The organism is Mesorhizobium sp. B2-7-3 (assembly GCF_006440715.1).
Classification (GTDB): Bacteria; Pseudomonadota; Alphaproteobacteria; order Rhizobiales; family Rhizobiaceae; genus Mesorhizobium; species Mesorhizobium australicum.
The window spans coordinates 90,631-103,361 of record NZ_VFTY01000004.1 but is presented as its reverse complement, the minus strand read 5'-3'; the positions used below and the strand labels follow the sequence as shown (position 1 = coordinate 103,361).

The window sequence follows — 12,731 nt, the reverse complement described above, 5'->3', positions numbered from 1 at the left end:
CGGACATGTCTCAGTCAGTATTGAAGGCAAAGACCATGGCGATGCGCTCCGGCCGTTCTCGGACAGGCCTGCGGGTCCTTCCGATCCTCGCGGCAGCGTTGACGGCTCTCCTGGCCGGTTGCGCCCACCGCGACAGCGTTACCGTCGGCGCCATCCCCGACGACTATCGCACCAATCATCCGATCGTCATCGCGGAGAAGAACCAGAAGATCGATCTTCCCGTCGGCGCCGGTGACCGTGGCATGACCGGCGCGCAGCGCGACACGCTTCTGGGGTTCCTCGACGGCTACGACAAGTCTGCCGCTCCGACATTGACGATCCAGGTTCCAAGCGGATCCGCCAACGAGCTTGCCGCGACGGCGGCCGGCCGTGATTTCGCCCGGCTCGCGGCCGCCGCCGGTATCAAGCGCAACCGGATCGTCGTGGTCTCCTATCAGGCTGGATCGAGCGAGGCATCAGCCCCGGTTCGCGTCTCCTATATCGCGGTGAGGGCACAGACCGACAAATGCGGACGTTGGCCCGATGACCTGGTGGAAACGTCGGAAAACAAGCACTACGCCGATTTCGGCTGCTCCTATCAGAACAATCTGGCCGCCCAGATGGCCAATCCGGCCGACCTTCTCGGGCCGCGCAAGTCTACCACCATTGATGCGGCAAATCGCAGCAAAGCCATCGGTGTCTACCAAGACAGGGGCATTTCGGATGAATTCCTCGGCAACTCGGAAGTGACTTACTAAGCCGCCTTCGGAAAGAAGCGACGCCAGGAACGGGCCACGGAAAGAGCATGACCATGAGCAGCCTTGCCTATGACGCCACCGTCGAGGGCGGCGATACCTCGCCGCAGGACGTCGCCGCGATGCAGGCGTTGCGGCCGGTTCCGCGCATTTCGATCCAGGCATTCTGCGAGACCGAGGGCGTTGCCAATCCGGTCCAGCGCGCCGGCGAGGACCGTCGCATGACCAAGGCGCATCTCAAGGTCCATATGGGCGGCGTCGCCACCGCAATCGAATTCTACCAGTCGGCGCCGACACCGAACCTGATCCTGCTGGAATCGCGCAGCGAACCCAAGCAATTGCTGGAGCAGCTCGCCCAGCTTTCGGAATACTGCGATCCATCCTCGAAAGTGGTGGTGATCGGTCACTACAATGATGTCGGTCTTTATCGCGAACTCATCCGTTCCGGCATCTCCGAATATGTCATCGCGCCGGTGTCGATGGCCGACATCGTCAGCGTCGTGTCGTCGATCTTCGTCGATCCGGATGCCGAACCGCTCGGCCGCACGGTCGCCTTCGTCGGCGCCAAGGGCGGTGTCGGCTCTTCCACGATCGCGCACAACGTCGCCTGGGCAATGTCCTCGCTGTTCAAATCCGAGGTCGTTGTCGCCGACCTCGATCTCGCCTTCGGCACCGCCAACATCAATTTCGACCAGGATCCGGCCCAGGGCATCGCCGAGGCGGTGTTCTCGCCCGAGCGCATAGACGAAGTCTATCTCGACCGGCTGTTGACCCAATGCGCCGAGCACCTGTCGCTGCTTGCGGCGCCCTCGACGCTGGAACGCGTCTACGACTTCGATCCCGATGCCTTCGCGCAACTTGTCGATACCGCGCAGCGCAGCGTGCCGCTGCTTGTGCTCGATGTTCCTCATGTCTGGACGGGATGGGCCAAGAACACGCTGGTCAAGGCTGACGAGATCGTCATCACGGCGACTCCGGAACTGGCCAATCTGCGCAACACCAAGAACCTGGTCGACATGTTGAAGCGGCTTCGTCCGAACGACCCGCCGCCGAAATTGATCATCAACCAGGCCGGCGTGCCCAAGCGGCCCGAGATCTCGGCATCCGATTTCGCCGAACCGCTCGGCCTGACACCAATGTCGGTCATCGGCTTTGATCCCCTGCTGTTCGGCAATGCCGCAAACAACGGGCGCATGCTGGGCGAGATGGATGCCAAGAATCCGGTTGTGGCCACGATCAACGAGATTGCCCATGTGCTGACGGGCCGCAGCGAAATCCGGGCGAAGAAGAAAGCTGGCCTGGGCAGTCTGCTCGGCAAGCTCTCGCGCAACAAGAAGTGACGCAATGGGGTCGGTAGTCGGTCATGTTCGGTAAAAGAGGCAACGACGACGGCAACCGGTTCACGCCGGAATTCCGCCAGCCGGCATCGGCACCGGCTACGATTGCGCCGGCCGCCGCGGGTCCGGCCGACACCGCGGTGCTTGCCCGGCCCGCGGCCACGCCTCAGCCGAGCGCACCTGTCGCGCCGCCGGCCAGGCGCGCGGTCGAAGCGCCACCCATGGCGCCGGAACCGAGGAGGGGCCGCGAAAAGAGCGAAACCTACTATGACACCAAGAGCCAGGTGTTCTCGGCTCTCATCGATACGATCGACCTGTCGCAGCTCGCCAAGCTCGATCCCGAAAGCGCGCGCGAGGAAATCCGCGACATCGTCAACGACATCATCGCGATCAAGAACTTCGCGATGTCGATCGCCGAGCAGGAAGAACTGCTCGAGGACATCTGCAATGACGTGCTTGGCTATGGGCCGCTCGAGCCGTTGCTGGCGCGCGACGACATCGCCGACATCATGGTCAACGGGTCCAAGAACGTCTACATCGAAGTGAACGGCAAGGTCGAGCAGACCGGCATTCGGTTTCGCGATAACCAGCAGCTTCTCAACATCTGCCAGCGCATCGTCAGCCAGGTCGGCCGCCGCGTCGACGAATCCAGCCCGATCTGCGACGCTCGTCTTCCCGACGGGTCGCGCGTCAACGTCATTGCGCCGCCGCTGGCTATCGATGGCACCGCGCTCACCATCCGCAAATTCAAGAAGGACAAGCTGACGCTCGATCAGCTGGTCAAGTTCGGCGCCATCTCTCCGCAAGGGGCAGAAGTTCTCAAGATCATCGGCCGTGTCCGCTGCAACATCGTCATCTCGGGCGGCACCGGCTCCGGCAAGACGACATTGCTCAACTGCCTGACCAACTACATCGACCGCGACGAGCGCGTCATCACCTGTGAGGACTCGGCCGAACTGCAGCTGCAGCAGCCGCATGTCGTGCGCCTGGAAACGCGTCCGCCCAATCTCGAGGGCGAGGGCGAGGTGACGATGCGCGACCTGGTCAAGAATTGCCTGCGCATGCGGCCTGAACGCATCATCGTCGGCGAAGTGCGCGGACCCGAGGTCTTCGACCTTCTTCAGGCGATGAACACGGGCCATGACGGCTCGATGGGCACGATCCACTCCAACAGCCCGCGCGAATGCCTGAACCGTATCGAATCCATGATCGCCATGGGTGGCTATTCGCTGCCGCAGAAAACCGTGCGCGAAATCGTCGTCGGCTCCATCGACGTCATCATCCAGGCGGCACGCCTGCGCGATGGATCGCGCCGCATCACCCATATCACCGAAGTGATCGGGATGGAGGGCGACGTCGTCATCACCCAGGATATCGTCCTCTACAACATCAAGGGCGAGGACGCCAACGGCAGGCTGCTGGGAGAACACGTCTCGACCGGCATCGGCCGCCCGCATTTCTGGGAACGCGCGCGCTACTACGGCGAAGAGCAGCGCCTCGCAATAGCGCTCGAGGCCATGGAGAAACGTGCTGACTGACGCACTCACAGGCGTGAAGGTTCTGGTCGATGTTTGGAATTGACGGCACCGTACTGGCGTTTGTCGTACTCGCCGGCTTCAGCGCCGGCGCGGTCGCCTATGTATTTCTGTTCAACCAGATCAGCAACGAGAAACAGGCCGGCAGGCGGCTGGAAACGATCAAGGCCGCCGAGACGGACCGTTCCGTCGTCAAGGCCACCCGCGACCGGGCGGCCGACGCCGCCAAGCGCCGCAAATCGGTGCAGGATTCACTGAAGGATCTCGACGAAAAGCAGAAATCCAAGGACATCGCCGTCAAGAAGCCGCCGCTGAAAGCGCAGCTTCGCCAGGCTGGGATGAAGGTGTCGATCGAACGTTTCTATATCTATTCGGCCATCTGCGGTCTCGCGCTGACGGTGGTCGCGTTCGTGGCCGGTGCGCCGATGATTGTCTTGCCCGGTGTGCTGCTCGCCGGAGCGCTTGGCCTGCCGCGTTGGTTCGTTTCTTTTCGTCGTAGCCGGCGCGTCAAGTCATTCCTCAACGAATTTCCAAACGCGCTCGACGTCATCGTGCGGGCGGTCAAGTCCGGCCTGCCGCTGAACGATGCCATACGCCTGATCGCCAACGAATCCCCTGAACCGGTCAAGACCGAGTTTCGCCGCATCGTCGATTCGCAGCAGATGGGCCTGTCGATCCCCGACGCCACCTTGCGCATGCCCGAAACCATGCCATGCACCGAGGCGAGCTTCTTCGGCATCGTCATCCAGATCCAGTCGCAAGCCGGTGGCAATCTCTCCGAAGCGCTAGGCAATCTTTCGCGCGTCTTGCGCGACCGCAAGAAGATGAAGGCCAAGGTCGCGGCCCTGTCGATGGAGGCGAAAGCATCCGCCGCCATCATCGGCGCCTTGCCTTTCATCGTTGCCTTTCTCGTCTATCTCTCCAGTCCCAACTACCTGATGCCGCTGTTCACGACCAGCGTCGGCCATCTGATCCTCGGTGTTTCCGGCATCTGGATGTCGATCGGCATCTTCGTGATGCGCAAGATGATGAATTTTGAAGTCTAGGGCCGTGGCATGACCGAACAAGTCATCAAATCACTGACGGATCCCAGCCTCCTGATTGCGATGCTGGTCGCTGTCGCCGTGTTCGCAACCGTTTTTACGCTGCTGCCGGCCCTTGGCGGAAACCAGCTCAAGGCGCGCATGAAGTCGGTCGCGCTGGAGCGTGACGAGCTTCGCGCCAAGCAGCGCGCGCGGCTTGCGAACGAGGCCGATCGCCGCCGCAAGGGCCTGCGCGAGCAGCAGTCGGTCGGTATGCGCAACATTGTCGACCGGCTCGATCTGCGCCGTGCGTTGGCCGACGAGTCCACCTTGCAAAAGCTGAAGGTCGCCGGCTTTCGCGGGCAAAATCCGCTAACGCGATTTCTGTTCTTCCGTCTGGTGCTTCCTTTTGTCGGTTTCGCGCTGGGTCTGTTCTATATTTTCGTGCTGGGAGGGTTGCCCGACAAGCCATTGGTGATCCGGCTTTTCGTCTGCATCCTCGTTGCCTATGGCGGCTTCTATGCGCCGGTCCTCTACGTCAACAACCGCGCGACCAAGCGCAAGCAGTCGATCCAGCTGGCGTGGCCGGATGCGCTCGACCTGATGCTGATCTGCGTGGAATCCGGCATGTCGGTGGAAGCCGGCCTGCGCAAAGTCGCCGACGAGATCGGCGCGCAATCGGTGGCCCTGGCGGAAGAATTCATCCTGACCAACGCCGAGCTCTCATACCTGCAGGAACGTAAGCAGGCTTACGAGAATCTTGCGAGCCGTACCGGCTTGGAATCGGTCAGGTCCGTGTCACAGGCGCTCGTCCAGGCCGAGCGCTACGGCACGCCAGTGGCGCTCGCACTGCGTGTGCTTGCCGCGGAAAGCCGCGACATGCGCATGAACGCGGCCGAGAAGAAGGCCGCCGCGCTGCCGCCCAAGCTCACCGTGCCGATGATCCTGTTCTTCCTGCCGGTGCTGTTCGCCATCATCCTGGGTCCTGCCGGCATCCAGGTCAGCCAGCGCGGCATCTTCGGCCAGTCGCAAAGCAACGGCACCCAGTAGGCGAATCCGCACAATCCAAAGCGAAAGAGCCGCGCGGAAAATGCCACGCGGCTCTTTCGTTTGGCGCGATCGGGCGCCGCGCGCGACGATCAGTTGGTGGCGGTTTTCGCCGTTTTCGCCTTGTCCTGATCCTTGAGCTGGCTCCAGGCGTTCTGCTGGGCCAGCATCTGCCGGAGATAGGCGACGTTGGCCTGCGCCTGTTCGGGGGAAAGTTCTTGCGAGGCGATCTTCTCGGCTTCATCGAAGCGACCCTGCAGCCCGACAACGAGCGCCAGGTTCTGACGCACCCGGCTATCGGCATTCGGCTGCTGGGCGGCAGAGCGCATATAGGTCTCGGCGGTGCGCAGATCCCCTTCCAGCACATAGGACATGCCGAGATTGGAAAGGATCGATGGCTCGTTCGGCTTGAGTTCAAGCGCCTTGCGGTAGAGTTGGCGCGCTTCGTCCTTCTGGCCGACCTGATCGAGGATGGCCGCCTCCGCCGACACCAGCCTCCAGTCGGGGTATTCCGGCGTTTGTGCGCGGCGCACGGCGTCGAGCGCTGCCTCGAGCTGGCCATTGGCGGCCAATGCCTTGCCATAGGCGGCGAGAACTTCGCGGTCCTTGGGGTAGGCGATCGCCAGCTTGCGCATCACGGCAAGCGACTGGTCGGCATCGCCGTCCATCTGCAGCGCCGCCGCGAAGTTGGTCGCTATCCGCTTGTCGTTGGGGTTCCTCGCGTAGGATTGGCCAAGTGCGGCCGTGGCGTTGTGCAATTCTCCCGCCGACATCGTTTCCAGCGGCTTGCCGCTGGTGCGTCCGATCGAGCCTGTGGTGAGTTTGTCGGTCGCGCAACCGGCAACGCCCGCCGCGAGCGCCAGCATGAATGCCGTGGTAATGAGCCGTTTTCCCCCGATGTCTATTGTGCGGTTGGTCGGCATCGGCACCTGGGCCTCCATTCATGCGTGGCCATTGCGTGGCCATCTTCCCTCCAGCAGAAATATTCTGTTAACCCTAACGGAGGGTTAAGACGCGCCGACTCGCAAACTCGGTAGGAGAAACATCTGATGTCCGTTGAACTGGTCGAGAGCAAGCCGAAGAACCCGCTGTCGATCCATCTGGTCGCCAGGGACAGACTGGAGACGGCCGGTCTGTCGCCGTCTATTGTCGCTTGGGCCAAGGCAAACGGCTTTTCCGGCGAGGCCGGCAGGACGCTGATCCTGCCTGGCGAGAACGGAGCGCTTGGCGGCGCCATGTTCGGTCTCGGTGACGGCGAGGGCGCGCTTGCCGTCGGTGCGCTGGCGAAAACCTTGCCGGAGGGCGATTGGCATTTTGCCTCCATGCCCGCGGAGCCGGAATTGGCGGCTCTTGCAATCGTGCTCGGCGGTTATGTCTTTGCCCGCTACGGCAAGAAACCGGGCAAGGCGCTGCGCTTCGAGCTGCCGGCCGGCGTCGATGCGCAGCGCGTTCGCCGCGTCGTCGATGGTGTTTTCCTGACGCGCGACCTGGTCAACACACCGACCAACGATATGGGGCCGGACGATCTGGAGAAGGCGGTGCGGATCCTGGCTGGGGCTCACAAGGCCGAAGTCTCGGTCATCAGGGGCGACGACCTGCTCGCACAGAACTTCCCGATGATCCATGCCGTCGGCCGCGCTTCGTCCGATGCCCCGCGTCTGATCGACATGACCTGGGGGCGGCAGGGCGCGCCGAAGGTGACGCTGGTCGGCAAGGGCGTCTGCTTCGACACGGGCGGGCTCGACATCAAGCCGTCATCGGGCATGCTGTTGATGAAGAAGGACATGGGTGGCGCCGCCAATGTGCTGGGCCTGGCCTCGATGATCATGGCCGCCGGGCTCAATGTGCGGCTGCGCGTGCTGATCCCCGCGGTCGAGAATTCGATCGCCAGCAACGCTTTCCGCCCGGGCGACGTGCTGGCGAGCCGCAAGGGCATCACGGTCGAGATCGGCAACACGGACGCCGAAGGTAGGCTGGTGCTGGGGGACGCGCTGGCGCTGGCCGACGACGAGGAGCCGCAGCTTCTCATCGACATGGCGACGCTGACCGGCGCCGCCCGCGTCGCGCTTGGCCCCGACCTGCCGCCCTTCTACACCGATGACGAGGCGCTTGCCTCGGAGCTGGCGGCGGCGGCGCTGGCGGTCGAGGATCCGCTGTGGCGCATGCCGCTATGGCGGCCTTACGACGCGAAACTGTCGTCGAAGATAGCCGACATCAACAACGTCACATCAGATGGTTTCGCCGGTTCGATCACCGCGGCGCTGTTCCTCAGGCGCTTCGTCGAGAAGACGGCAAGCTGGGCGCATTTCGACATCTTCGCCTGGAACCCCGCCGATCGCCCCCACGGCCCCGCTGGTGGTGAAGCGCAAGGCATCCGGGCGCTGGAGCGGGTCATTTCGACACGCTTTGGCTGAAGGGACGGCCCGCAAGCAGAGCCGGCAAATTGCTGGAAATTGAAACGGAACCGAAACAATTTGCCGTCATGCTGGCGCGATGTCGATTGCGATGCGCCCGAGCCAGGCCCTGCGACTGTGGCAGCAAGTGATGCTGTCGCAGGTGCGCGAGGACGCGCCTGATCTCACCATGCGTCAGACGGCGATCCTGTTTACCATCTACCTCGATCCGCCGCCGCACACCGTGCGCGGGCTCGCCGCCCGCCTCAACGTCACCAAGCCGGTCATCACGCGCGCGCTCGACACGATGGGCGCGCTGAAACTGGTGTCGCGCCATCGCGACGAGCTCGACAAGCGCAACGTCCTGATCAAGCGCACCGTCGAAGGCGCGCTCTTTGTCGAGCGTTTCGGAGATGGTATCATCGCCAAGGCCCACGAACTGCCGATCTGACAAGTGCTCTGTCTAACTAACTGGATTGCCGATTTGACCGCCCACGACGCCCGCCTGCACGCTTTCCGCTCCGACCTTGCCGATTCGCGCCTGATAGGCGAGGTCACGGCGGAGCGTTTCGTCGCCGGCCGGCCGGCGCGGATTTCCGCATCCGTTGCCGAAGTGCGCAAGGGGCCGCGGCCCGACGCCGGCATCAACACGCAGTTCCTCTTCGGCGACGATGTCCTCGTCTTCGAGCAAACCGAAGGCTGGGCCTGGGTCCAGGGCGAACGCGATGGCTATGTCGGCTATGTCGCCGCTGCCATGCTGGGCGGGCGCGACCATGCGTCCACTCATATCGTTTCGGTGCCACGCACGTTTCTTTATCCCGGTCCGGACCTGCGCTTTCCGATTGCCGGGCAATTGTCCATGGGATCGACCGTAACCGTTACGGGTGCCGCTGAAACACGGGGTACGCACTATGCGTTGCTGCCCTCCGGTAAAGCCGTGATCGCTGGCCATTTGCAGCCGATCGGCGAAGTGGCCGGCGACTATGTGTCCGTGGCCGAGACATTTCTCGGCACGCCCTATCTATGGGGCGGTGTTTCCGGCTTCGGCATCGATTGCTCCGGCCTGGTGCAACTGGCCATGCGCATGGCCGGCAAGAATGTGCTGCGCGATTCCGACATGCAGGCCGCCTCGATCGGCGAGCCGCTCGGGCCGGGCCCTGATTTTTCGGGGCTGCGACGTGGTGACCTGGTGTTCTGGAAAGGGCATGTCGCCATCATGACCGACGCCGAAACCATGATCCACGCCAACGGCCACACCATGCTTGTGTCGCGCGAAGGGCTGAAGGAAGCCATCGCCCGCATCGGCTATCTCTATGGCGGGCCTACAGGGTTCCGGCGCCCGTAAGGCTTTTTCGATCCCCTTTTGTTCCGAATCTGCTTGGCGATTGCCTGTCGCCGCGCTACCTCTGGCGCGTGACAGTTGAGCCCCGCCTCGCCGACCAGAATGCCGCAGTCGTCCTGCCCGAGCCATTCCTGAAATGGTTCGGCGAGAAAGGCTGGTCGCCACGCGCGCATCAGATAGAGCTCCTGGCGAAGGCCCAGGCCGGGCAATCGGTGCTGCTGATCGCGCCGACCGGCGCCGGCAAGACGCTGGCCGGCTTCCTGCCGTCGCTGACCGAACTGGCCGTCAGGCCGAAGCGAAAACCAGGCCAGGCGCGGCGCGGCATCCACACGCTGTACATCTCGCCGTTGAAGGCACTGGCCGTCGACATCGAGCGCAATCTCGGCAAGCCGGTCGCGGAGATCGGTCTGCCCGTCACCATCGAAACGCGCACCGGCGACACCCCCGCCCACAAGCGCCAGCGCCAGAAGCTTGCGCCGCCCGACATTCTGCTCACCACGCCGGAGCAACTGGCGCTGTTGATCGCGGCAGGCGACGCGAGACGCTTCTTCGAGGATCTGCGCTATGTCGTGCTCGATGAATTGCATTCGCTGGTGACGTCGAAACGCGGCCATCTTTTGGCGCTCGGCCTCGCGCGGTTGCGCAGCTTTGTCCCTGGCCTGCAGACGATCGGCCTGTCGGCGACGGTGGCCGAGCCGGACGAGTTGCGGCGCTGGCTTGTCAGCCAGAACCCACCGGGTGACATGGCGGAATTGATCACTGTGACGGGTGGTGCCAAGCCCGAAATCTCGATCCTCGATTCCGAGGAGCGCGTGCCGTGGGCAGGGCACTCGGCGCGCTACGCCACGCCGGAAATCTACCGCGAGATCAAGCGCCACAAGACGACCTTGCTGTTCGTCAACACACGCAGCCAGGCGGAGCTGCTGTTCCAGGAGTTGTGGCGCGTCAACGAGGACACGTTGCCGATCGCCTTGCATCATGGTTCGCTCGACGTCGCCCAGCGCCGGCGCGTCGAGAAGGCAATGGGCGAGAACGCGCTGCGCGCCATCGTCGCCACATCGACGCTCGATCTCGGCATCGACTGGGGCGATGTCGATCTGGTCGTGCATGTCGGTGCTCCGAAGGGCGCCAGCCGGTTGGCACAGCGCATCGGCCGTGCCAACCACCGCATGGATGAGCCGTCCAAGGCGATTTTGATCCCCGCCAACCGTTTCGAGGTGCTGGAGTGCCGGGCCGCACTCGACGCCAATTATCTCGGCGCGCAGGATACGCCGCCACTGGTCAATGGCGGGCTCGACGTGCTGGCCCAGCATGTGCTCGGCTGCGCCTGCGGCGCACCGTTCCGCGCCGATGACCTATACGAGGAGGTACGAACGGCGGCACCCTATGCCGGCCTCGATCGGCCGACCTTCGACCGTGTCATCGATTTCGTAGCCACCGGTGGCTATGCACTGAAGAACTATGAGCGCTATGCCCGCATCCGCCTTAACAAGGACGGGCTGTGGCGCGTCTCCAATCCGCGCGTCGCCCAGCAATACAGGCTCAATGTCGGCACCATCATCGAGGTGCCCGCCCTCAACGTGCGTTACGTCAAGGCCGGCAGCAAAGGCGCGGCGTCGCACGGTGGCCGCGTGCTCGGCAAGATCGAGGAGGCCTTCCTCGAAACGTTGACGCATGGCGATACTTTCATGTTCGCCGGCAAGGTGCTGCGTTTCGAGGGCATCCGCGAGAATGAGTGCTTCGTGTCGAACGCGCCCGGCAGCGACGCCAAGGTGCCATATTATGGCGGCGGCAAGTTCCCGCTCTCGACCTACCTCGCAGAGCAGGTCCGCATCATGCTGGACGATCCGCAGCGCTGGAAGAAGCTGCCGGAGCAGGTGGCCGACTGGCTGCGGTTCCAGTCGGACAAATCCATGCTGCCCAAGCGCGACGATTTGCTGATCGAGACCTTTCCGCGTGGCAATCGCCATTATCTGGTCGCCTATCCCTTTGAGGGCAGGCTGGCGCACCAGACGCTTGGCATGCTGCTCACCCGTCGCCTCGACAGGGCGGGCGTCAGGCCGCTCGGCTTTGTCGCCACTGATTATGCCTTGGCCATATGGTCGCTGGGCGACATGGGCGCGATGTTCAAAGCCAGGAAACCTTCACTGAGCGCGCTGTTCGATCAGGACATGCTGGGCGACGATCTCGAAGCCTGGCTGGCCGACAGCTGGCTTCTCAAGCGCACTTTCCGCAATTGCGCGCTGATCTCGGGCCTGATCGAAAAACGCCACCCCGGCCAGGAGAAGAGCGGCCGGCAGGTCACCGTGTCGACCGACCTGATCTACGACGTGCTGCGCAGCCATGAGCCGGACCACATCCTCCTTCAGGCGACGCGTGCCGATGCAGCGACCGGCCTGCTCGATGTCAGCAGACTTGCGGACATGCTCTCGCGCATCCAGGGTCGAATCATGCATAAGGCGCTCGAACAGATATCGCCGCTTGCCGTGCCGATCATGCTCGAGATCGGCAAGATGCCGGTGAACGGCGAGGCCGATGAAACGCTGCTGATGGATGCGGCGACGCTGGTCGAAGAGGCCATGGGGCCTGGGAATGGCTGAGGAATGAGTTTTTCGCTGGCGCGCGCATCGCTGATCGCCGAGGCCGATCTCGTCGGCATCGCGGGCGAGCGCGCGGTCTGCGATCCGCGCGGTGTGCTGTATTTCCCCGAGCTCAAGCTGCTGACGGTATCGGACCTGCATCTGGAGAAGGGGTCGTCCCTGGCAAGGCGCGGCACGCTCATCCCGCCCTACGATACTGGCGCGACCCTGCTCAGGCTGCAGGCGGTCATATCGGACTACCAGCCGTCGATCGTCATCAGCCTGGGTGACTCCTTCCACGACGGTGGCGGCGCAGCGCGCATGCATTCGAGCTTTCGCGAACGGCTGGAAGCGCAGATGGCAGGCCGTGACTGGTTCTGGGTCGCCGGCAATCACGACCCCGAAGCGCCGGCGGATCTGCCTGGCGAGACCGTGCGGGAACTGGCCATAGGCTCGCTGCTGTTCAGGCATGAGCCATCGAAGGTGAGGGTCGAGGGCGAAATATCTGGTCATCTGCACCCCTGCGCGCGCATTGTGCAACAAGGCCGCTCGGTGCGCAGGCGCTGCTTTGCCGGCGATGGCGGCCGCATGATCATGCCGGCTTTCGGCGCCTATACCGGTTCGCTCAACGTGCTCGACCGCGCCTATGCCGGGCTGTTTCGCCTGGAGTCGCTGATGGCCTACATGCTCGGCACCGAGCGCATCTTCGCCATCTCGCACTCGATGCTGCGGCCAGGCTGAG

The 12,731-nt window shown here is 63.5% G+C and carries 11 protein-coding genes; 10 read left to right on the top strand and 1 reads right to left on the bottom strand.

Annotation, left to right across the window (positions count from 1 at the left end; translation table 11 throughout):
• Positions 1-5: 5 nt before the first annotated feature.
• Genes FJW04_RS10670 through FJW04_RS10650 form a run of 5 tightly spaced genes read left to right on the top strand, consistent with a single transcriptional unit; the run spans position 6 to position 5,678 of the window.
• The gene (locus FJW04_RS10670; protein ID WP_140714022.1) at positions 6-737 is read left to right on the top strand and encodes a CpaD family pilus assembly protein; all 732 of its coding nucleotides are present in this window, start codon (positions 6-8) and stop codon (positions 735-737) included.
• 47 nt (positions 738-784) lie between these two features.
• Complete coding sequence (locus tag FJW04_RS10665) at positions 785-2,074, top strand: CpaE family protein (protein ID WP_140714020.1); 1,290 nt, start codon at positions 785-787, stop codon at positions 2,072-2,074.
• A 23-nt stretch (positions 2,075-2,097) separates the two neighbouring features.
• A complete protein-coding gene (locus FJW04_RS10660; RefSeq protein ID WP_015319329.1) occupies positions 2,098-3,609 on the top strand; it encodes a CpaF family protein in 1,512 nt (503 codons plus the stop codon).
• A 29-nt stretch (positions 3,610-3,638) separates the two neighbouring features.
• Entirely contained in the window at positions 3,639-4,652 is a 1,014-nt protein-coding gene (locus FJW04_RS10655; protein ID WP_015319328.1) for a type II secretion system F family protein, read from the top strand.
• Between the two features lie 9 nt (positions 4,653-4,661).
• Entirely contained in the window at positions 4,662-5,678 is a 1,017-nt protein-coding gene (locus tag FJW04_RS10650; RefSeq protein WP_015319327.1) for a type II secretion system F family protein, read from the top strand.
• A gap of 89 nt (positions 5,679-5,767) precedes the next feature.
• On the opposite strand, the gene FJW04_RS10645 is transcribed toward FJW04_RS10650, so the two are convergent.
• Positions 5,768-6,598, bottom strand: coding sequence for a tetratricopeptide repeat protein (locus tag FJW04_RS10645; RefSeq protein WP_140714421.1), 831 nt, complete (start codon positions 6,596-6,598; stop codon positions 5,768-5,770).
• Between the two features lie 126 nt (positions 6,599-6,724).
• Here FJW04_RS10645 and FJW04_RS10640 point away from each other — a divergent pair, with 126 nt between their 5' ends.
• The 5 genes from FJW04_RS10640 (at position 6,725) to pdeM (ending at position 12,730) form a co-directional block, all read left to right on the top strand.
• Positions 6,725-8,089 (top strand): leucyl aminopeptidase family protein, encoded by a 1,365-nt coding sequence (locus tag FJW04_RS10640; RefSeq protein ID WP_140714019.1) that lies wholly within the window; start codon positions 6,725-6,727, stop codon positions 8,087-8,089.
• Positions 8,090-8,168: 79 nt separating this feature from the next.
• Entirely contained in the window at positions 8,169-8,519 is a 351-nt protein-coding gene (locus FJW04_RS10635) for a MarR family winged helix-turn-helix transcriptional regulator (RefSeq protein WP_015319324.1), read from the top strand.
• Positions 8,520-8,552: 33 nt separating this feature from the next.
• Positions 8,553-9,413, top strand: a complete 861-nt coding sequence (locus FJW04_RS10630; protein WP_140714017.1) for an NlpC/P60 family protein — start codon at positions 8,553-8,555, stop codon at positions 9,411-9,413.
• Between the two features lie 68 nt (positions 9,414-9,481).
• Entirely contained in the window at positions 9,482-12,010 is a 2,529-nt protein-coding gene (locus FJW04_RS10625; RefSeq protein ID WP_140714015.1) for a ligase-associated DNA damage response DEXH box helicase, read from the top strand.
• 3 nt (positions 12,011-12,013) lie between these two features.
• On the top strand, positions 12,014-12,730 hold the full coding sequence (pdeM, locus tag FJW04_RS10620; RefSeq protein WP_015319321.1) for a ligase-associated DNA damage response endonuclease PdeM: 717 nt from the start codon (positions 12,014-12,016) through the stop codon (positions 12,728-12,730).
• The last annotated feature ends 1 nt before the right edge of the window (position 12,731 follow it).